Here is a 21,349-nt window from a genome sequence, read left to right as displayed (position 1 = left end):
GATTCACCTGCGGGAATTTTTTAATTTATTTTCCGAGCAGCATTGGATTCAAAAAGCACGATATTCATTTGCCAATTTACAGCCCCATACGCCAAAAGGAAAAGCCATGGATCCTTATGGTTGTGCATTTTCCGAGCACAGACACAAAAATAGCCCTCCAAAATAGAGAGCTGTTTTTATTGCAAAGCTTGCGGTTTGCGCTTTGATTTGGGTTTACGCTACAAAAAAGACGTCGCTGCCAACGCATGCATCTTTATTGATTATAAAAGAAAAGAGTCCGAACGCAAATTGCGTCCAGACTCAGTCTGGTGCCGGTGGCCGGACTCGAACCAGTCTATATGCCCAATGTAAATTCCAAGTATTATGATAAACGGCACAAATATGCGAATTATTTGTTTCACGTAGCGCAAACGACGGAATCAAAACACCACCTTTGGAGCCAAAGTGGGTTATAAAGTGGGTTACAAATTCGGGCATTTCCCCGCCTCCGCCGCCTCTAAAATTTCCACCATGTAAGGCAGGGTTTTGGCCCAGTCGCAAAACTGACTATACACTAAATCCGTCTGATGTAATGCCAGCAAGAAGCAATATAAAGTAGCACCTGGAAAACATTGCCCTACATCTAGTAGTTTACTTTTGTGCTAATTTGGCATATAATATAGGCAATAGGACCCCCCGCACCTCTCCGCTTACGCGTGAAGTGGCCCAGTGGGGGACATTTTTTATAAGGAAGTCTCAAAATGGAAGCATTAAAAAAGCCTACGACCATAGAGGAGCAAATCGAACTTCTTCGCTCAAGAGGCATTCTCATTGATGACTATGATTCCGCGTATGCTTTTTTAAAGAATACTGCATATTATAAAGTATCTGCTTACTTATTGCCCTTTAAAACTGGTCCTGACTCATATAGAGACGGAACAAAATATTCTCAGATCATTAAAATCTTTGAGTTTGACTCCCATATGAGAAACCTTTTTCTGTTCGCAATAGAAAAAATAGAGCTTTCTATAAAATCCACTCTGTCATACTATCATGTGCATAAATATGGCCCATTGGGTTATATAGATAGAAACAATTTTTCCGCTTTAATGGACGCAAAGCAATACACAGCCAAAACATGGGAACTAATACGCAAAAATGAAACAAATCCAGACATCAAGCACCACCTAGAAAACTATGGAGAGATACCTTTTTGGGTAATGGTGGACTACTTCTCGCTGGGAACTATTTCTAAGTTTTACTCCGATATGAAGCTAGAAGATCAAAAAAGCTATTTGCGGTCTATTGATCTCCCTATAACTCCTGCTCATTACGCTAGCTGGCTAAAATGCTTAACTGAGTTGAGAAACCGCTGTGCCCACTACTCTAGATTGTATTACTGGCGTTTTCATTCAGGTATAAAATTCACTCAAAATATGCAGAAATATCACCAATTGTCAAATAGAAGTCTTTTTAGCCAAATATTGCTAATTAAACTTTTGTACCATGATGATCATTTATTTAACGAGAATTTTGTGTATCCATTTAAAATGGCGTTAGAGACATACTCGGAGTATATTGAATTTAGGCATCTTGGATTTCCTGAAAATTATAATGACTTCTTGGATATGGATGTTAATGATTTACTTGGAGCACGATGACCGAACTCCTCTGATTTTTGTCAATAAAAACGCCCCGGCCTGCTGAAAAGCAAGCCGGGGCGCTCTCTATGTATGGGCTATCTCACACAAGCCGGGCCAACGCCGAACGAACCCCGAATTATAACGGCGAGATGCGGTCGATTTTAAAAATCAGGAAATATTTGCTTATTAACCCTTTTCCTAATATAATGAGGGAGGAGGGGTGCTTTATGAAAAAGTTTGTATCGTTCTTGATGGCTTTTCTGCTTGTAACGGCCTTGTCATCGTCCGCATTCGCTTACTATTTCACTGGTCGTTCTTCTGATTGGAATGATGGGTATAAAACAGGGTATGATAATGGGGAAGCTTGGGGATATAATGAAGGTAGGTCTGACGGATATTCAGAGGGATATACCGATGGATATGACAAGGGTAAAGAAATCGGCGTATCGTTAAAAGAAGAACTACAAGGTGCGAATAGCCAGCTGCGAATCTATAAAAACGCTACTGTTGGGCTTGGTTTTCTATCTGCCGCCTTGGTCTTAGGAGCAGCTGGCTACTATTTCTTTGTCATCAAAAAGAAAAATCCTCCTGTTGCCAAGGTTGCGGCAGAACCGCCGACAACATCTCTTGACTCTTTAAGACCAGCACCTACGGAGCCGGTGGTCCCCGATGTCATCAAACCCGCTCGGGTAGTAAAGGTACACGTGAAAAAGAAAGAGCCTGCGCCGACCGCTCCGTCAACTCAATCCACTGTTTCTACGGTGCCGCCAGAGCCAAAACCAGAATTGGCTACGGTTTTGCCTGTCACGGCAGAGGCGAAGCCTTCCAAGAAGCCAAAAGCGGCCAAACCAGACCCTTCGGAAGAGGTACACAAACGGGCCAGAGACCTCGGTTTGGGGATGAAATGGTTTGATTTTTTGAGGGGGCACTTCTGGGGGCCGGCACTCGTATTTTTTGCAGCAAACCGCCTTGCGACTAGTAGCATTTCTCGGGTATTGTTACCTATAGCAATCGGTGGCAACTTAGTTGCTTCAGTCGCCCCTCTTGGCCTAATAATTATTGAGGCTATTTTATATGTCAATTTCTTTAATAGTTTAGTATCGTGTGATTTTAATTTCCCCAGCAAATGGGCTTATTTCTGCGCCTATTCAATGGTAACGGCTATAGTTGGCCTACTTTTTTCACTTGCATCATTTTTCTATATAGATTTCATTTATTACCTTCTTTTCTTTTCCTGGTTTACCCCTAATATTATTTATCTTGGGAAACGGAAAAAGCTATTTTAACAACAAAAATGCCGCTCCAACCTTAGAGGCTAGAGCGGCATTTTTTATTTCTTCAGAAACTCATATAGCTTGTTTTTCTGGGCAGACGTCAGGTCAAGGGATTCGATGTAGGCCATGACCTTTGCGGCTTTAGAGCCGCTGATGGATTTGCCGCTGGCATCTTTGTCAGCCTCTAGCTTCCGGGTATAGTAATAGGCCTCATAATACACCTTTGGCGGGATGCCGTCTTCATAGGCCTCCTCCATCTGCGCGGTTCGCGCGTCCGAAAGCCCTTTGCGGCCAGACTGCAGGTACTCCTTCCCCTCTTTTGTTGCATAGGGCCCAAATGCCAGCGCCGAAGCCACGTTGGATGGCGTTTGGGCAATTGGGAAGCGCATTGTCCCGTCCTGTTTGTAGGACCCTGGTACCTTCCGCTTCTCGAAGGAGATGCCGGTGTTTAGATTGACGCTTTCCTTTGGTAAGAGACCCAGGTCCTGGGAGGCGCGCAAGGTGCGGGCAAATTGCTTGCCGCCGCGGGGGAACGCTATGCTGGTGATTGGGTCCACCAAATCAACATCTTTGCCCCTAGCGGCTGAAATAATGGGTTTGGTGATGGTTGTGAGGGCAATATTGCCAGTGCCGTAGCGAGTGGGATCCGAATCACCAAAAACATCCTTGGCCTCGAAGTCTTCAAGCCCCAGGGCGACATCAGCCAATTGAGCGCCAAACGGCATATTTGAAAGGACTTCTCCCCCCAGCCGAGCGCCGACTTTGGCTGTTTTTGCGGCGGCAGAACCGCCTCCTTCTTGTACTTCCTCGACGGCGTCGCTCAAGGCGTCAATCGGGTCAAACGCCACCCTTCTGCCGACTAGGGCCTCTGACACTCCATTCATCAACCAGCTCACCAAAAAGATAGCGATCAGGCCGGCTGCATCTTTTTCCCGGAACTTTTCCTTCAGCAGCTGGTAAGAGTTATTGATCTCGACCTGAAAAGGGGCCAAAAGCTTGACAACCCTGGACTTTTGTGTAAGTGGGAGTTCGCCGATGCCCCTGCCGGCAACACTTCTCCGGGTGATGTCATCTGCATACTCGGCGGGATTGCTGTGACCCTTTCTAAGGGCTTGGTCATAGGCAGAAAGGTAGGTTATCTCCGCCACTTGGCGGTCGCCGACCTCCATCAGCCAGTCTGCCAATTTCCCGGGAGCTTTCACAACTCCCTGGTCGAAACGATTGATGGCGTTATCCAGGTATCTTTCTTTTAAAAAGCCGCTCTCTTCCAATTTGCCGATTGCATCGCTGTCACCAGCAAGAGATTTGCAGTAGTCCTTTACGCCTCTCGCCATGTCCGCAGGGTTTTTAACATATCCTACCGCGTTCGGCAGGTTGAACCACTGGGACACCGCTGATGAGAGGTTCATGGAGATGGCATTGGCCTTTACTCGGTTATTGAGCCATTCTAGCGCCTTCATTGTTTTTCTGTCCAGCAATTTCTGAACTGGTCGGTCCAGGAAGTTAGTCTTCCCAGCCAAGTCCCCTGTATAGTCGGTCATCCACTCAATCAACTTGTTGGCGTTCCGCGTGTTGGACGTTCCTGCCGCCAAATCCTTCACGATTCCGCGCAGACGGGCAATCTGCGGGTCAATGGAAATTTTGTACTGCGCTGCGGGGATATATTGCAGCATTCCGCCTATAGAATCCTCTGCATAGGCTCCTCCTTCCCGTTTTTGCGCAAATCCCTCCCACTTGGTCTTTGGCTTTGTGAATTCAGACACCCCCACTAGGGATGGGTCGATCTCGCTGGAGGAAGCGAGGATGTTCTTCAGACCGCCCAATCCAGACGCCATTTCCGTGAAGTGGTGGTAATAATCCTTTCGAGGCAAAACTCTCTTGTTACGATAAATCTCTCCGCTGGAGATGTCCCTTTTTAACGCATCGAGCTCCTGGGTGTCTTTGCGGATTTGAGAGCGCAAGTATCTTTCCTGGTTGGCGCGCCCTTCTCCCGAAATTTCATTGAGAAGGCGGTTATTTTGCGACAGCCTGCGGTCAAGCATCTCCGCTCTGGCCTTAGCTCTGTATTCCACATCGGGATAGATGGAGGCGAGAGAGGCGTTCACTTTTTTCAGCAGTTCGTCGTAGATAGAGCGGTTGATTTTATCTGCTTCCACAATGTTTTTCCAGCTTTTAGGGAAATCTCGCTTTAGTTCTTCCAGTCCATATTCCACCAAGTCTGCCTGACTGCTTCTGGGGTTTACCTGCCGCTGCCCTTCGCCGTACCACTGGACTGCAGCGCTCTCTTTGCTCCCTTTTTTAATGCCAAGTCTCTGCATATCATCGTAGTATTTGTTGAGCATACTCTCTACCTGGGTAGAGTACTCTTTTTTAGCAGCCCATAGGGGGCGCTCAATTTTGTCCCTTAGTACCTCTCGCAGCTGCTTGTCCTTTCCGGCGGCGCTGTCCAGCACCCGCGACAAATCCTTATTGTAGGCACCACTGGGGTTTTGTAGCCGCTGCGCGATGTCTTGGGAGATAATGGTGTGGTCTTCAAAGGGCGTCCCCTCAATATCCGAGATGGCTTCTCTGACTTCAGGTTTCAGGTGGCTGGTGTCAATACCGCCACCTGTTTGCTTGGAGAAACTAGATGGAGACATAGCGCTATTCGCACGTTTGCCGAGAGGATTCGCGAACGCCTCAACTCCCGCCAACTTTCTTCTTTTCCCGAGCGGATCAGTAAACGCTTCGATTCCTACCAGCTTCCGTGTCTTGCTCTGAGCCCTTCCTCCCGCCGAGTCTGCTATACTAATATTAGGGGGCGCATCCCCTCTGCGGTACGCAGAACTTTCCCGCATTGCACCGCTGGTGCTTTTAGCACCGGGCGAATCTTCTGTTTCGGGGGGAGATGTAACCTTCTTTCGCTTCAGCCCCAGCGGATCAGTAAATGTCTCTATTCCGACCGACTTTTTGAGCTTGCTATTTAGTTCGGAATTTAGTATACTAACAACAGGAAGAGAGCTCTTACCCGATGCGAGCGCCGCCCGGGCGGTGACATCGCTGTTGCGGGTGGGGGCTCTCTTTATGTCTGTGACATCATAGAGAACCCTCCCATTTTCGCTATTCATGACATTGATTTTTCCTGTATAGCGCTGCCCGCCTACATCGAAGTTCACCAAATAGTAGTCCCAACCACCGGTGGCTTCCGGATGATGCCCGCTGTCATCTTCGTGCCACTTTGCGTAAGCTCCATCTAAGAGGTTTTGCAGGTCGCTCCCCGCCCTCATCTTGTCCGTCTTGACATCAGGGTTCAAATACTTGGCGGGGTAGGCATACTCCTCAATTCCACGCTTGTTTAAAAATGCCTTTTCGCCCCCAGCAAAATCAATCACCTGATCTCTAAAGCGAGACATAAGATAATTGCGTAAAGCCTTTGGGTACTGACTATCTGGCAATGCCGCCCCTTGAGAGTCAACAAACACGCCTTCAGGGACTTTGATGGTCGTAAATTGTGTGGGGTTGTCCTTCAGCACCTTCCGCTGATACTTTGTCGAGAGAACATTAACTGGGAGCGCATCCTCTTTTACTTCGGGAATTTGTTTTTGTGTGAGAGGACGGGTCGCCCCTTCTTCCACGGGGGAAAAGCCTATTTCCCGCATATCCTGTTGCCCGTGTTTGTCTATGTAGTTCTCGGCATATTTGGTCCTGACGGCTGTATCAACGTTTTGAACTGCGTTGGGGAGCGAGTTGACAGCAAGGGCACCAGCGCCCATCACACCGCCAGAGATTGCGCCTCCAGCAAAAGCGGTAGCGGGATTTTGAACAAAGAACTGGGTTGCCGTCATGCGCTCCGCCTCTTCTGGGCTTAGCCCCTGCTGAAGCAGCTGGTTTCGATATTGTACATAATCGGATTTATCTCCCAGAATGGCAATGTCGGCAATATTATTAGCATATTCAGAGATAAGTTCTTCGGACCCTTCAACTCCTATCTGCTTCAGCCATTCGGCAGCGGCCTTTTTTATGCCAACTTTACCCTGCCCGGCAATTCTGAACAGCCTGTCTATGGGCATTTTCTCGGTTGCCATCTCAATTGCGCCGCTTACCAGACCGGCCGTCAAGGCTTGCTCCGCAGTAGCTCCTTTTTCCGCCGCTTCTTGGCTTGCACTGCCAGCAGCGTTCAGGCCGGCCATGGCCCAACTTGCGGTGGCCCCAAAAGGCAGACGTGCCGCCGATTGCCCAATGGATAGGCCGGCGTTGATGAGGTCCTTCTGCCACCCGGCCTTCCCCTCGGTAATACCTTCTCGGGTAGCCTCATCAACCACAGCGCCCACAGATAATGGGGAGTAGGCGTCGACCGGCTCATACTTACCCGTAACCGCATTTTTGATGTTCTGCCCAACCGTTGGCAGAAAGGAAATCGGAGTCAGCGCCACAGAGGAGGCGATGTTTTGGGCCGCCCCCAAAGCAGGGTTTTCCTGTGCTGTCTCCTTCATTGTCTGGGATACCTGGGCGGACTCCCTCTTGTTCAGTTCACGGTCGAGTAGCTTAAGATACTCCTGGGCGGCCTTCTTGTCGCCTTTGCCAAGAAAATAGTTGTAGTCCTTGACTTCCTCTTCGGTGAGGTATTTGTACTTTGATTGGGCGCCCTTGTTATAGGTCACCGCCACGCCCATGCCGTTGTCGGTCATTTCAGACTGCCCAGTGCGCTTGACGAACTCCACCGGGTTGGCCAGTTCGCCAGCCGCCTGGAAAGCCCCTTTCCCACTGTCTAAAGCCTTGCCTTTCCGGGAGTATTCCTCATAGTCTCCGCTTTGCCGGACACTCCGCATCTCGGCCAACTTCTTTTGCTGTTCTGCCTCAAACCCGGCATTTTTCAGTGCGCCTGCAATTTGGTCGTACTCTCTGCTTTTTGTCTGGTGCGAGGCGCTCTTGCTGATATGCCCTTCGGCTTCCTTCCCCTGCCCTCCTTGCCTAAGCATGTAGGCTTGCGCCAGTTCATCCATCGCTGCTGTTTTGTGACGTTCTTCCTCTTCCTCTGCGTACCGCTCAATATCCTTTTTCATAGTATCTTGAACCGTGGTAGAGGTTCCGGCCTTTTTCTGCCGGCCAAAGGAAAAGGCAGTAACAGCAGCCTTTTGCGGGTCAAACTCTCCGCTAGTTTGCACGGCATCTTCAGCTGTCATTCTGGCCGGCTCCATCCTAGAAAGCCGATCATATCCGGGGAGTTCTGAGAAGTCTCCGTTGCGAATTTTTCTTACATATTCAGCCTGTTTCTTCTCGCGCGTTTTCTGACCCTGCACAGAATTTCGGATAAGCCGTTTCTCCTCTTCGGTGAGGTTGTCCATTCTGTATTTTGCCATTGTCTCACTCCTCGACTTAATAGTAACCGGGTGCTCGTGCTATTTTGGCAATATCCACAAAGGCCTTTTCGTCGTCTTCGTAATCTTTCTTAAGTTGTGCCAGCGCTTGTCTCCACGCATTTTCTTGAATCTCTTGAATTTGCTGGTATGTCCCTGCACTACCCACCCCGGCCTGCCTTGCAAACCTGTCCACCGTGTTAATGAGGTTTTGAGCCTCTGCTTTCAGGTCAATCTCGCCCTTCCCGCTTGAACTACTACTTCCTCTCGAATAACTGGCCATACTCCGCTGAAACGCCTGCTGCTCCTTGCGGATGCGGTCCTCTCGTTCCCACTGCTCACGGCGCAGTTGGTCTTCTCTCTCCTGCTGCAGCCGGCGCAATTCATCCTCTCTTACAGCAGCGGCGATCTTTTCGTTCCACTTTGAATTGGAGGCGGCAATCTGTTTGCTGGTATCGTAGCCCAAATCCTTGATCTTGGCTTCAATCTCGGCAATCTTCTTGGCTTCATCCAGGTCGGCCGCATTGAGCGAATTGCGCAGCGCCGTGTCCTGACGGATGCGGGAAGTCTCGGAATAGCCCGAGCGGGGCTCCTGGTAAACTCCGCCGGCCAGCCCTTTCTGGGCCAAAGCTTCATTGTTCCCAATTGCCGAGAGGCGGGAGTTGGTGTAGGTGTCTCCCCGCAGCTTGTTGGCCGCTTCCTTGATGGGGTCTTTCTGTTGGTTGAGCGTGGCCGTCTGCTGGGCCTGGGCCATCTCGTACATTTTCTTTTCTTCTTCCATCGACTGCTTCAACTGGTCAATGTAGCTGGACATCTCCATTCCTCCTTATTCCAAAACAGGCCCTGCCAGATGGCAGGGCCTGTCGGTATTTATTCTGCTTCGCCGGCGCTATCGGCTTTGGACTGAAGCACCGAGATGGCGCTCGCAATCACCTTGGGGATGGGTACCCCCATCAGGCCCACGTTCTCCACCACCGAGAGAAGCTCATTGGCCAGAAAGGCCATGGCTGCCCCGTCCCGGATGAAGCCGGTGCCCATCACCAGGTCCAGCCGGGCCGCCAGCAGCACCACCAGCAGCATGGCCCCCTTGCGGCAGAGCCCCTTGAACCCTGCACGGCTCTCCAGCGAACCATCTGCCGACTTGCCCGACCGGTGGAACACCCCGGCTACGATCAGCCCGGTCAGGTAGTCGGCCCCCATGACGATGAGCAGGGCTGTGAGCATCTGCGACCATCCCCCCATTGCGGCGGAGATCGCGCCTCCCACTGCCCCTACAGCCGCCAGCACCCACGCCTTGATATTTGTCATCTGCTCCATTCCCCTCTCCCCCCTACCCAGGGATTTTCAGGGTCTGCCCGGGGTAGATGGTATCCCCGGACAGGCCGTTCAGGGCCTTGATCTCTCCATACCTGCTGCCGCTGCCCAACTCCTTGGCGGCGATGGCCCAGAGGCTGTCCCCTTTTCGGACAGTGTAGGTCTTGCCGCTGGCAGGGGCCTGTCCTCCAATTTGAATCACCTGCCCAGGGTAGATGCGGTCGGGATTGGCGATCCCGTTGCGCTCTGCCAGAGCACCCACCGTGGTGCCATAGGCCTGGGCGATCCCCCAGAGGGTGTCGCCTTTTTGAACAGTGTAGGAGACGTTCCCATCCGGTTCAGAGGGAGCGGGCGCAGGGGCTGGAGAGAGCTCGTTTTCTTCGTCCTTTTCCCAGCCGTTGAGGCCGGCGGCCTGGATGATGGCCGGGTAGTCCTTGTAAGCGATGTTGCAATCCACCCGGCCGGCGATACCCGGCACCGCTCCGTCGCTGGTGTACTGCCATATGCCGCAGGGCAGGCTGGGCTCCTCCACCCCCCAGTGGGCCAGCCAGAAATCATATTTCGACAACTGGTCGGCGTACAGACGGTTTTTGTACCAGTCTCGATTGGCGTACCACATGGCATAGAATCCTGCCGCTTCCAGTTCATCACAGACAGCCCCTACGATGTCAGTAGCCATCTGCCGGCTGATGCCACCCCGCTTGGCCTTGTAACCGTCGGCGTCCTCCATGTCGATGACAACGGGATAGCTGGGCTTTTCCCCCTTCAACAGCCGCAGCAGGTGAGCGGCCTCGCTTTTGGCTTCGCCGATGCTCATGGCGTAGCTGTACAGGTAGGCCCCCCAGGAGAGCCCCACCGCCTCACAGCCAGCCACATTCTCCGCAAAGCACTCATCATCCTGGCTGGTCCTATCCGAACCATACCCTGCCCGGAGCATAGCGAACTGCACTCCAGAGGATTTGACCTTTTTCCAGTCAATGGCCCCCTGATGTTTAGAAACGTCAATTCCCTTAAATTCCATTCTCTTCTCCTTTCAGCAGTCGATCGCGTCTGCCCATTCAGGCAGTGACTTAATAGACTTATACAGAACTTCCCGCAGATTGCCGTTGACCTGCTCCTCGGTCAGCTCTGCAGTGACGTCCAGGGTGGAGACTGGCGCGCCAGCATTGGCGGCCCGGGTGTCCTCTGTAAGATAGCTGTACAGAGTGGCAGTCACCGTCGCCCCGTTGTCTGGGTGGCAGTGCACCAGCAGCCCGTCAATGCGGTGGTAGCTGGCGGCAGTGCCGTTGTCGTAGGTAATCGTCTTAGATAATGCCATAATTTACTGTCCTCCCTTATTTCCAGCGGCCAATTGCCTGCCAATGCACTGGCACGTCCCGTGCATAGTCGCTGCCATTGGTAATAGACCCCCACCACAAGGTAGCGGTCACGCCTCCCAATTTCGCCGAAAAATGGCTCGTCGTATCCGCCAATGCTGTCAGTGTCACCGACGGACTGCCGACAAAAGACGCCGGGAACAGGACGCTTTGGCCGGTTATGCCAGTGGTACTGTTGGCTGGGATAGACTGACTTGTAACCACGCCATAGGCAATCATTGTCCCATCCGGAAACTTGACCCACGATCCGTTAGAGTTACTGCCACTCTGGATGGCGTCCGCAGCCATCGCCCCCACATCTTCCATCGTCGGCATCTGCACCAGCTTTCCACTGCCGTCCAATGTCGCAACCCCGCCGGCCGCCCCTTTTTCGCTCGCGGGAATCGCGCCGCCGGCCGCCGACGCAACTTCCTGAAAATTTGCGTTGAGAGGGTCTACCCAATTGGGCTCCCCCTTCACAAAGGTGTGCACTATTTTCCCCTCCTCATTTCACCACCAACAGCAGACTCTGGCTGCCAGTGTTCTGGCAAAAGGCATATCGCCCCCCACCCAGACCATGTATTTCATTCATCCCGCCCCACTGGGGTAGAGTTCGAACTTCTAGTGTTCCGTCAAAATTCTGTTTGATTTCCATCGGTTGGTTCGCCAGGGGCCCGCCTCCGCATGGCCCGTCACCAATACCACCCACCCCGCAAGCGTATTCTGCCAGATAGAGGGTGCAGTCAGCCAGCTTTCCGTCTGCCTCGGCCACCCCTGTCAAGCTCCCGATCTGCTGGGTGGGTTGCTTGGCTTCCAGTGCTTGAATCAGCACAAGCAAGTTTCCTGCCACGTCGCCAGAGAGGATCCCCTGGATGGTTGCCAGCCAGTCTTTCATCTCGTTGGAGGAACGGATCTTGCTGGCTTCTATCCAGGCAAGGAAGTTTGTCAGTTCCAGTTGGGCGCTTTCCTCCAAACCGCCTATTTCCGTCTGGTAGTTGTCATAGGCCTCCTTGGCCATTGCGGTGTGCCGGGCCAGAAAGGAAAGGAACTCGTTATACTCCTTGTCGCTGCCGGTCTTTTCTCGCAGGTAGGTGAGCACGTCTGAAAGTACGCCATACTCCGTTCCGATGTTGTCCGCCCCGGCCGCTCCGGTCAGGTCGTCTATCGCCCCGTTGAGGGCAGTCTTGAGCTCCACGGTGGAGTTTGAATCAAACCACTCCTTGAGCTTCTGGGCGCTCATTTTGGGGGTGTCTGCCAGTGCACTCACCGGCTTTGTAAACCCTGTTATCTTCCTGTCTTTGAGCAATCTCTCGCCCCCTTACTTGATTTTCCCGCCCACTGTGTAGGTGATGGAAATGGAGACAAACCCGAATGGTTCATCCAGCTGGGCGTTGCGCAATTTCAGCTGAAAAAGCTGGATTTTTCGTTCCTTTACCCCTGTGGCCAGCACGTTTGGCACCTGAATGGTGCGAAAGGAGAATCGGCCAAAGTCCATTCTTTCCCAGTCAAAGAGGTCGATATTCTCCTTCATGGCCAGCTGTTCGGCGTCCTCGTCGGTGTTGTAGTAGATTTCAACGCCACTGCGCTGGTAGGGCAGCGGGGCCACGTGGACATTGCGCACCGTCTTATAGCGCGTCCAGGTGCCGAAGTGCAGGTAGGGGGTCACCCAGTAGGCCTCGATGGGGGCCCCGTCGTCCCGGTAGGCCCCTTCCTCCTCCGGCCGGCAGAAACGGCAGACCCGCCCGTCCGCTGTGCCGAAGTAGAGGGCCCCCTCCCGCTCCAAAAAGCAGGTGGCGGAAATGTTGTCCCAGAAATACCACTCATACTGCACAGAGGAATTTTCCCGGTAGGTCTGGCGGCTGTCCGCCACGTAGCAGTGGCCGTTCACCGCCAGGTAGTACCGCCCCTGAAAGACGCAAGCCACCGCATTTTCCAGCCCACTCTCCCCCAGCAATCGGTTGTCGATTCGCCGGGAGCGGTGCTGCAATGCCCGGTGCTGGGTGACTGCCGTCCCGGCCACCGCGTACACCCCGTCACGCGATAGGAAAAGAGGGGTGTCCTCCAGCGCCCGAAAGGTGCCGGAAGCCACCGCGCCGGTCCCTGCTGCCCCCTGCTGCAGGGGGAAAAGGGGGTTGCCCTCCCCGTCCAGTTCAAAGGTGCGCAAAAACTGGGTGGCGTCTTGGTCGTTGTCCTCCTTGAGGATGATCTGGGTCTCGTACTGCCTTGCGTAGCCCATGATGGCGCTGGCGTCCCCGCCCACCTTGGTGTAGCCGGTGTCGGGGAAGTAGGTGGGGTCGTACAGCCCCGACTGCCAGTCCACGTTCTTCTCCGCGGCGTTCCCGGCCAGGAACACCCGGGTGTCGTTTTTCCCGCCGTAGATGCCGAAGAGCCGGCAGCCGTCGATCTTCTGCCGGTGGCCGGCCACCGTCTTGCGGTAGGTGATGACCACGTTGTCCACGTTCTGCACCGCCTTGGGGGGCGCTGTTTTGAAGGTCACCCGCCCCGCGGCCCGGTCCACCGTGAAGTCGGTCCCCTCGGCCTTGGCGGCCCCTGCCACCACCGCCGTCACCGCCGCCCCGTCCAGCCCGCCGGTGCTCAGCTGAAAGGCGGTGGACGACCCGTCGGCCTGAAAGCTCTCCTTCCGGCCCGGGGTCAGCAGGTTCACCGCCTCAAAATCAGTCCCACCGCCCGCCGGGGGCGCGCCGATGCGCACCGTCGGCAGATAGGCCACCTCGGCCGCCGGGCGGACGGTCGTGCCGTCAAATTGGCGGTAGGTGGTTCCGTCCAACAGGTAGAGGCAGTCCCCCATGACAAAGCTCTGGGAGGGAGCTGCACCCATGCCGTCGCATAGCTTGCTCAAAGTCCCACTCTCCTCCAGACGATAGAGGGAAGTCCCGATATGGGCCAGCACCCACTCGCCCTTGGTGTTTGTCAGCCGGTGCAACCCCCATACCCGCCCGCTCCCCTGCGCCACCCGCTTATAGCCGGTACGCTTGACTGGGAAAAACGCCTGGTCGGCGATCATGTTCAGCGCGTCGGGGGAGCGACTGGGGTCCACCTGGGTACTGTCAGCCGAGAAGTCCACTCCTCTGAACTGCTGGATTACCACCGGGTCAGGCTGTTTGGAGACGGGAATCTGATAGCGGCTCACTCTCTACCACCCCCATACCAATCCACAACCTCTTCAAAGTCGGCCGGGCTGTACTTGGCCAGGGCGGTGTCGAACATGGCGTTGAAGAAATTGGCCTTGCCGGTGTCGTCATCCAAAATCAGCATCCCTGCCAGACCGTATGGGAAGCACTCGGTCAGCAGGTCCATTTGGTAGGGCAGCTCCTCCCCCTCGGTTTCGACTTTTGGCGGGGCAGCCAGGGGAGGATGTCCCCTGGCCCGCCGCAGGGCCTGTTCCGCCGGGTAGGCGGTGGCCAACAGCAGATTGGTCAAGGGGACCACCTTGTCCTGGTATCCCTTGGCTTTGTCTCTGCTCTCGGCCATCAGCGCCAACGCGGCACCATAGATGTCATCAGCGGTCATCTTAGGCCACCAGTTCTGCCAAGTCGCTGGGGAACTTGCCGTCAGCATAGGCCACGGCCTTGACGGTAGTGCCCCCATTGATGGCCCCCAGGGCGGTGCTGTAAGTCTCTGCAGTCTTGGAGTAACGGGGATCGGTGCCGTCGGTGGTGTAGAGGATTTTCCCCGCCCCGTCGCAGGTGATGGCGCCGGAAGACTTGGTGATGGTCACCGCACCTAGCTTCTTGGCACTGTCCACTGCCACATAGGTAGAACCGCTCAAAATGCCCAAAACAAAAGCGTCGTAGATATTGCGCCCCTCCAACAGGTGGCCGGAGATCCCCGGAGGGTCCAGGTGCAGGTGGGTATCGTGGAGTTTGGCCGGCTCCAGCACCGCTTTCTTGTGCCAGAGGTAGAAGTACACCCCGGCGGGGAAGTATTTGGAAGGCACCTTGATGACGGTGTTCCCATCCAGTTCCCCTACCTCGCCCTTAGCGACGGACTTTTTGCCCAGTTCGCCAATGGAGATAAATTCATTCGACCCCTTGATCAGCCGATACATCTCGGGGGTAACAAAGAGCACCCGCCCCTCGTCCGGGGTGATGCTCTCGTCCAGATATTCGCCGGCGGCTGCCACAGCATCCACGATGGTGGCCTTGGTGGGTTTGGTGATCCCCGCCACCTTGCCGGCCTGCTGGGCAACTACCGCAAAGGCCCTCTTGTCCACATTGGGGGTAGCCTGTTCGTCCAGCTGCAGCCGCAGCATCTTGCCGGCGTTCTTGATCCCCATCTGCTCGGAGTTGTTCCCCTTGTCCACGGTGAGGGAGAAGCCCTCATCCACAGTGAGGGCCAGCTCCTGGACGGTGTCCTGCATCTCCTGGGGCTCGCCGTAGCGGTTGGTGCCGCTGCGTTTGTAGGCGGCCATGGGCACGGTCTGGGGGGTCGCCACCTGCAGGGTCTTGACGCCGGTCCAGCTGTACTCGTTGTTGGTGTGTGCTCTCACATAACTGCCATGGGTGAAGGCAGTCGCGATTTTATCCGAAAATTTGGTTGCCAAATTGATAGCCATTGCTTTCTCTCCTTTTCTAGTTCAAAAATCCCTGGAGGAAGGGGTCTACCTCGTCCTGACCCGCTTCTCCTGCCAGGCTGCCGACGGCCGCCTGCTTGTTCTTCTCGTTTTGTTCCAGGGCGGCGAGTTTTGCCTTGAGTTGCTGGTTCTCATGTGCCTGGTAAGCGCCCAGAAGGCTTTCTCCCTGCCCTACCCGCTGCCACACCTCGTCTGGGATGTCAGCCGGGTTCACGTCTGGATACGACTCAAAAAACCTGTGGTACTCTTCCTTCTTTTTCTCCTCTTCCTCCTTCTTTCGGGCCTCTTCCTCCTGACGCTCTTTGAACTGCTTGAGTTCCAGAAGGGTCTTGGCGGTCTGCTCGTCCACCCCCTGGGCGGTGTACTGGGCCAGCTGATCCTGCTCCATCTGGTCGCGCAGGGTCTGGATGTACTCCTCCCGGGTCTGGCCGGAACGGGCGGCAAAGTAGTCCATGACCTCCCAGGCAGGGGCTTGACGCAACTCGTCCCGCTCCTGTCGAACGTGGTCGTAGTCCATCCCCTTCTGTGCCAGGGCCACCGCCTCGGACAAGGGGATCTCCTGCGCCTGCCCCAGGTGGGTGATGGTGACCGTCTGCTCTGCGGGAGCTGCCTCCGGCTCTACCGGCTGCTCTCCTTCTCCCAGCGCATCCGGCGCCTGCCCATTCTCAACTTCCACGGGCTCCTCAATGGCGTCGGTCGCAAAGGCGTCTCCCCAGTCGTCGGTCTGTTCCTCCGCGGCAGCAGACTCCCCCTCTGCCTCTCCTTCAGCAAAGAATTGCAGCGGCAGTTTCAGAATTTCATTCATTTTTGTATCCTCCTCTATTCCGCTGTTGGTGTCCCAGCGGATTGAAAAAGGGCTGCCTCTCCCGCGTTGGTTTCTCGCGGTAAAGCGCCCTCGTTTCCCGTCATTCCGGCAAGCGGTCCAGCCATCGCCAGCGCCGCTTCCCGCTCTTTTTTCACCGAAGCGATCAGCCCGGCCTTGTTCTTGATGTACCCATCAGGGATGCTCTCCAAATAGATCACTGGGTCGGTGATGATCCCCCGCTCAAAGAGGTTGTCGATGGTCTGCACCTGCATCAGCTCCGACCAGTAGGTCGAAGCCCCCACATCCATGTTGAGCTGCAGGCACATCTCCCCCAAAATGGAGAAGTCAAACTCCAACTCCTGCTTCTCCCCCTCGCTGTCCAGGTAGACCACCCTGCGGGTGCCGTAGTTGACCCGCATCATGTCCAAGAAGATGCGGATGGTGTCCTCCACAAACTGGTAGAAGGCCATCCTCTGCAGCTCCAACGGCACCGACGAGGCCTTCTGCACCGCAATGATGGCCGAGGTGTTGTCCGGCTTCACGTTGCCCAGGGCCGCATCAGAGGCCCCCATCAGGTCTTTGGTGTAGGTGATCACCTTGTCGATGAGGGTCATCACCTGTGCCGGCATATCCACCGAAGCGGTCTTTGCCGTCACTGCATCGGTGAGGTTGCCGTTGGCCGCCACCGCCACCCCCACTCGGTTGTCCCACCCATTTGGGAAAGCCGCCCGGGAGTAGACGATTTTGGGAAAGGCCATCCGCTTGGCGTGTTCCATGCACATGGCCATCAGTTTGTTGATGAAGATCTGGTTGGGGATCAGCCCCGAAATGGCTGCCCGCCCATGGCAGGAATCCTTTACCGATTGCCAACTCATCCCCGCCAGGGGATAGAGGGTGAGGCCAGTGTCAAAGGGGGCCTTCAGGACTGTGGTCTTGGTGCAGCGGGTACAGTGGACGTGGGTCTCCCCGCCGGACTGCACCTTCCAGAACTTGGTCAGCACCGTCACCCGCTCTTCGTCCTCTTCCTCCCGCTCCGGCCGGTCGTCCCCATCAGGGACAATGGCCGCCGCCGTCTTCTCGTCCGGCACCAGGCGGCGGGCACTTTCCAGCAGCAGCCGGGAGGCCACCACCACCCAGGGCTGGGACTGAACGTCCGCCCGCTGGGTGTTGCCAAAATAGAGGTTGGTGTTCTCGATGACCTCGGTTTTGATCCGCCCCTGTGCCTCCTGGCCGGTCTTTTCAGAGGGGTCAAACCAGGCGTAGAGGTAGCCATCCCCGTCCACCGCCGCATTGCGGACGATGAGCCGGTTCTTCGCCTTGGTGCTGTCCTGCTCCATGATTTGGTCAAATTGCTGGCTCACCACATCCAGGGCGATCTGCTCCCCTTCGTCCGGCTTGCCGTCGAACAGGCTCACCTGGGCCGCCACATCGTCCGAGACAATGGTGGAGAGGAAGTAGGAGAGCACCCGCCCCAGCACATTGAAGACCGGCTTGTCCAGGTCAGGCGCGTTCACCCCCTCCCACTGCTTGCCCAGGTAGAAGTTCTCGTTCTGCTGCACCGTCTCATAGAGACCGATGCGGCTCTTGTAGTCGATGCCCTTCTGGTACTCCTGGAAGATTTCCTCAGGCCGTGTTGCAATCACTCTTCACTTCCCCCTTCCATGGGTTGGGGGCTGCCGTCATAGTTCCATAGGTTTTCCCACTGCTTATCAAGCTCCTCTTTGGCGGCGCTGGACACCCGCTCTCCCCTCTCGTCCCGGCGCTGTTGCAGCCAGAGACAGGTCGCCCCCACGCCCGCCGCCACACAGAGCATCAGCGCGCACAGGCAGAGCAGGAGCAGGGCTGCCGCCATCAATCCTTCGGTCATCTCTCAACCTCCATACTGTAAAAAATCGTTGATCTGATCATCAAATGGCAGGTCGTCCTCATCCCGCACAATCGGAACTTGTGCCGGCACCGGCCGTCCGGCCACAAAGTAGCGGATGGCGTCCGGGGCGTGGGTGATTTCGTGAGGTTGGTTGGCCACGTCGTTGGGCTTTCGCTCATCAAACTGCAACAAGGGGATGCAGCGAATAAGATTCTTACAGTTGCGAAAGACTGTCAATGCTGCCCAGCGGGTCTCCTCCCCTCTGGGTTTGAGCCACTCCTTCATGTCCAGCCAGCCGGTTACTCGATCGTTCTGCGCCCGAGTCAAAGGAATACCGTGATCGGCAAAAATTTCCGCTACGCTCTTGCCGGTGTCCTGACGGCGGTTCCACATGTCCGGCGGAGCCAGCCAGCTCTCGATGGACTCCCCCTCTGCAGACTCCAAAATAGTCCGGGCCGCCTCGCTGATGATAAGGTCAGGCTGGTAGATTTCTCGGTAGACCCAGGCTCGGCCCTCCTCGTCTAAGGCAATGAAATAGCCCGCCAGCATGTCCAGCCCGTAGTCCATGGCGAAATACCGCCGCCAGTGCCCCGGAATGGGGAAGGGTTCGCAGACGTGGGTCTCCTCCCGCCACTCCGTGAAGAACTGCCCGGCAAAGACATTCCAGTCCCCTTCCAGCCAGGCCCGGCGCAGGTCTTCCGGCAGGTTTTCCAACATGTCCACATAGCCCGGGTCCTGCCCCATGAGCGCCTGATTGTCATAGACCCGGGCAGGAATGAAGGCGTAGTCCTCGCCCTTTTCCGAGCCGCGGTAGTCCCGGTCAATGAACAGCCGCTTCACCCACTCATGGCCTACCCCGCCCGGGTTGCAGGTCAGGTACATCCGCTTTGGAAATGGATTGGCCCCGCGGATACAGGCTGTAAGGGTGTTGAACTGGTATTCGGTGAACTGGGTAGCCTCATCCAGGAATATCACGTCGTATTCCTGCCCCTGGTACTGCAGCACGTCTCGCTCGCTGTCGCAGTAACCGAATTTCAGCCGGCTGCCGTTGGCAAATGAAAAGGCCTTGTCCGCCTCTTTGTAGGTGGCAAGACCTTTCAGCTCCCCCTGAAGGGGGAGAATGTGATTCTCTTTTAGTTCCGGGAATGTCCGCCGTAACAACAGCATTCGGATTCCCGGGTAGTTAGCGCCCATGAGCAGGGCTTTTTTTCGCACCGCCCAGCTCTTTCCCCCTCCTCGGGCACCGCCATAGGCAACAAATCGGCTTCTAGCAAGGAAGAACTCTCGTTGGCGAGCATTGGGCGGCTCAACAATCTTACTGGGCAAAGTCTTTCAACTCCTCTGACAGGGAGAGGGTCACTCGGCTGTCCATATTTCCCTCGACCCGGTCCAAAAACGCGCCCAGCGCCTTTGCTCTCATCTCTGATGCTTTCAAGCGCTCTGGCATCTTTGTTTCTCTATCCCGCATTACAGCAGTCCAAAATGCGTTGATCTCCGCCATATCTGCTATGCGATCATCCGAAATCACTGCGTTTCTTTCCGCAATCATGGCCTGCACGCCACTATCTGCCACTAATCGATGCGCATTTCCCCTGGCGTATCGCTCCGAGTACCCGGCGGCGATAACAGCCCGCTCTTTATTCCCGCCATTGGCTATGTATGCATCTGCAATTGCTTTCTGTGTATCCTTGTCTCGTATATCTGGCACGATTATCTCCTCCCTTCTCCCGTCTCCCCAAACCCTATCCCTCCAACGCTTATGCGATTCGCTTGCGCTGGCACACCCGTTTTATCCCTTGGCCTTTTACTCTCCAGATAGCTCTCTGATGATCTCCAGCTCCCTGTCTGACAGCCCCCACACTTCGGCCCCTACTTTTTCTGCGTTCGCCTTTTCGGCTGCTGCTTTTTCAGCCGCCGCTTTTTCTGCTTTCAACTTTTCTGCCGTCGATTTTTCGGACAGCAGAAAACCTCCGCCAAAAATCGTCTTTTTGTGTGTGCGTTGGGCGTCAAGTGTTCGCACAAATGCCACGTCGGACCCCTTGATTTTAAGGTCACAATATTTCGCGATTTTTTGGATTTTGGCGGCTGTCAGAAGCTCGTCCGGGTAGTCGTATTTTGGAAGCTCTGCCTTGACTTTTTTAAGTGCCTCTCTCTGTATGGCACTTAAGGCCACTGTCAGGCCGCTGCATACATTAATTTTGTAATCCCCCATATTAGTGACAAACGACGTCCTAACTTTTGCCCCGTTTTCGTATTCAATGGCGCAGTCGATAATCACGCAGTTCACGGGCCTATTTTGTATGTGTGAAAATATCGTTAATGTTGGTGCGAAGAGGAAAAAGTCTATCCGCCTTTCGAGGTAAAAGTCTAGGATTTTTGACAAAACAGAAAACGGCGGGTTGTCAATAACCACACCGTTTTCTGGGTATTCATAGTTTTCATAATCCCCACCCGGATAAAATGGACGAACAACAGGCCGCCCCTCTAGCCCATACTCATTTGCCGCCCAGCTTTTTACGGCGTCGTATATGTACGGCGGAGTATAGCAGTCATCAGTTGTCTTTTTGGGCTTAAATTTTTCGACGAACTCCTCGTATGTCTTTGATTTCATTGCTCCTCCCGTTTTTTACTCCTCCTGCTCCAATACAGAGGCCGCTGCCCCGTCGTACCCCTTGGGCATCTTTTCGGCAGCATCTGTTAAGGCGTCCAGTAGAGCGGCTTCCTCCTCACAGGTAAGTGACGAGGAGAAACCAAGGCTGGCTGTTATGGTGTAGATGTACATTCTGCGCCCCTCCTCACTGCTCAATTTTAAGCGTTGAAAAAGCCCACACCATCAGGTGCAGGCTTTGAATTTTCGGCCCACCCAGCCTACTAAATACCCCACGTAGGGACGCAGGGCTTCGACTGGGCAGGCGTTGGCTAACCGGCCGGTTTCTGGCTACTTGTGAGTCTCCGCCAGGAGGGAGACAATCTCAATCACGTCAGACACTTATATCCCGCTGCTGACACGCGGTCTCCAGGGCGTCCCCCGGATTTTCAGCCTTGCCGTAAATTGCACGATCCATCCGGTTGCGGCAAGGTCTGCTACGTCGTCTGCCGCTGGGCCACATCGTTGAGAGGTGCGGGCAGTCCTATCGTGGGGCGCGCACCCTCGTGCAGGTGTTGCGCCCATAAAACCCACC

The 21,349-nt window shown here is 54.7% G+C and carries 19 protein-coding genes; 2 read left to right on the top strand and 17 right to left on the bottom strand.

Translation table 11 applies throughout. The features are described 5' to 3' along the window. Window positions 1-740 precede the first annotated feature (740 nt). Both HJY11_RS11515 and HJY11_RS11510 read left to right on the top strand, forming a co-directional pair. Window positions 741-1,640, top strand: a complete 900-nt coding sequence (locus HJY11_RS11515; RefSeq protein WP_208076104.1) for an Abi family protein — start codon at window positions 741-743, stop codon at window positions 1,638-1,640. Between the two features lie 209 nt (window positions 1,641-1,849). Then, window positions 1,850-2,908, top strand: coding sequence for a hypothetical protein (locus HJY11_RS11510; protein WP_208076103.1), 1,059 nt, complete (start codon window positions 1,850-1,852; stop codon window positions 2,906-2,908). 44 nt (window positions 2,909-2,952) lie between these two features. Here HJY11_RS11510 and HJY11_RS11505 read toward each other — a convergent pair whose 3' ends face one another. The 17 genes from HJY11_RS11505 to HJY11_RS11425 all read right to left on the bottom strand — a co-directional run bounded on the left by HJY11_RS11505 (window position 2,953) and on the right by HJY11_RS11425 (window position 20,949). Next, window positions 2,953-8,235: a hypothetical protein gene (locus HJY11_RS11505; RefSeq protein WP_208076102.1), complete on the bottom strand. Its 5,283-nt coding sequence runs from the start codon at window positions 8,233-8,235 to the stop codon at window positions 2,953-2,955. A gap of 16 nt (window positions 8,236-8,251) precedes the next feature. Beyond that, window positions 8,252-9,046, bottom strand: coding sequence for a hypothetical protein (locus HJY11_RS11500; protein WP_208076101.1), 795 nt, complete (start codon window positions 9,044-9,046; stop codon window positions 8,252-8,254). Between the two features lie 56 nt (window positions 9,047-9,102). Continuing rightward, window positions 9,103-9,549, bottom strand: a complete 447-nt coding sequence (locus HJY11_RS11495) for a phage holin family protein (protein ID WP_208076100.1) — start codon at window positions 9,547-9,549, stop codon at window positions 9,103-9,105. A gap of 13 nt (window positions 9,550-9,562) precedes the next feature. Continuing rightward, window positions 9,563-10,567 (bottom strand): glycoside hydrolase family 25 protein, encoded by a 1,005-nt coding sequence (locus HJY11_RS11490; RefSeq protein WP_208076099.1) that lies wholly within the window; start codon window positions 10,565-10,567, stop codon window positions 9,563-9,565. Window positions 10,568-10,579: 12 nt separating this feature from the next. After that, on the bottom strand, window positions 10,580-10,864 hold the full coding sequence (locus tag HJY11_RS11485; RefSeq protein ID WP_185916838.1) for a hypothetical protein: 285 nt from the start codon (window positions 10,862-10,864) through the stop codon (window positions 10,580-10,582). Between the two features lie 16 nt (window positions 10,865-10,880). Next, the gene (locus tag HJY11_RS11480; RefSeq protein WP_208076098.1) at window positions 10,881-11,393 is read right to left on the bottom strand and encodes a hypothetical protein; all 513 of its coding nucleotides are present in this window, start codon (window positions 11,391-11,393) and stop codon (window positions 10,881-10,883) included. Window positions 11,394-11,406: 13 nt separating this feature from the next. After that, complete coding sequence (locus HJY11_RS11475) at window positions 11,407-12,207, bottom strand: hypothetical protein (protein WP_208076097.1); 801 nt, start codon at window positions 12,205-12,207, stop codon at window positions 11,407-11,409. 12 nt (window positions 12,208-12,219) lie between these two features. Then, window positions 12,220-14,052 carry a hypothetical protein gene (locus HJY11_RS11470; protein ID WP_208076096.1) on the bottom strand — a complete coding sequence of 611 codons (1,833 nt, stop codon included), beginning with the start codon at window positions 14,050-14,052 and terminating at the stop codon, window positions 12,220-12,222. Next, window positions 14,049-14,432 carry a hypothetical protein gene (locus HJY11_RS11465; RefSeq protein ID WP_208076095.1) on the bottom strand — a complete coding sequence of 128 codons (384 nt, stop codon included), beginning with the start codon at window positions 14,430-14,432 and terminating at the stop codon, window positions 14,049-14,051. Before HJY11_RS11465 ends, HJY11_RS11470 begins: the two co-directional genes overlap by 4 nt. A 1-nt stretch (window position 14,433) precedes the next feature. Continuing rightward, complete coding sequence (locus tag HJY11_RS11460) at window positions 14,434-15,477, bottom strand: FN3 associated domain-containing protein (RefSeq protein ID WP_208076094.1); 1,044 nt, start codon at window positions 15,475-15,477, stop codon at window positions 14,434-14,436. Between the two features lie 16 nt (window positions 15,478-15,493). Next, the gene (locus tag HJY11_RS11455; protein WP_208076093.1) at window positions 15,494-16,300 is read right to left on the bottom strand and encodes a hypothetical protein; all 807 of its coding nucleotides are present in this window, start codon (window positions 16,298-16,300) and stop codon (window positions 15,494-15,496) included. A 14-nt stretch (window positions 16,301-16,314) separates the two neighbouring features. Continuing rightward, on the bottom strand, window positions 16,315-17,943 hold the full coding sequence (locus HJY11_RS11450) for a hypothetical protein (protein WP_208076092.1): 1,629 nt from the start codon (window positions 17,941-17,943) through the stop codon (window positions 16,315-16,317). Continuing rightward, the gene (locus tag HJY11_RS11445; RefSeq protein ID WP_208076091.1) at window positions 17,940-18,167 is read right to left on the bottom strand and encodes a hypothetical protein; all 228 of its coding nucleotides are present in this window, start codon (window positions 18,165-18,167) and stop codon (window positions 17,940-17,942) included. The genes HJY11_RS11450 and HJY11_RS11445 overlap by 4 nt, the downstream gene beginning before the upstream one ends. A gap of 3 nt (window positions 18,168-18,170) precedes the next feature. Next, window positions 18,171-19,493: a phage terminase large subunit gene (locus HJY11_RS11440; RefSeq protein ID WP_279571083.1), complete on the bottom strand. Its 1,323-nt coding sequence runs from the start codon at window positions 19,491-19,493 to the stop codon at window positions 18,171-18,173. Continuing rightward, window positions 19,483-19,875: a terminase small subunit gene (locus tag HJY11_RS11435; RefSeq protein ID WP_185916847.1), complete on the bottom strand. Its 393-nt coding sequence runs from the start codon at window positions 19,873-19,875 to the stop codon at window positions 19,483-19,485. Before HJY11_RS11435 ends, HJY11_RS11440 begins: the two co-directional genes overlap by 11 nt. Before the next feature lie 96 nt (window positions 19,876-19,971). After that, entirely contained in the window at window positions 19,972-20,778 is an 807-nt protein-coding gene (locus HJY11_RS11430) for a hypothetical protein (RefSeq protein ID WP_208076089.1), read from the bottom strand. Between the two features lie 15 nt (window positions 20,779-20,793). After that, window positions 20,794-20,949 carry a hypothetical protein gene (locus HJY11_RS11425; protein WP_208076088.1) on the bottom strand — a complete coding sequence of 52 codons (156 nt, stop codon included), beginning with the start codon at window positions 20,947-20,949 and terminating at the stop codon, window positions 20,794-20,796. Between the last annotated feature and the right edge of the window lie 400 nt (window positions 20,950-21,349).

Source organism: Bittarella massiliensis (ex Durand et al. 2017) (assembly GCF_017566145.1).
Classification (GTDB): Bacteria; Bacillota; Clostridia; order Oscillospirales; family Ruminococcaceae; genus Bittarella; species Bittarella massiliensis_A.
The sequence above is the reverse complement of the archived record's forward strand: the minus strand, read 5'-3'. Positions and strand labels throughout refer to the sequence as shown.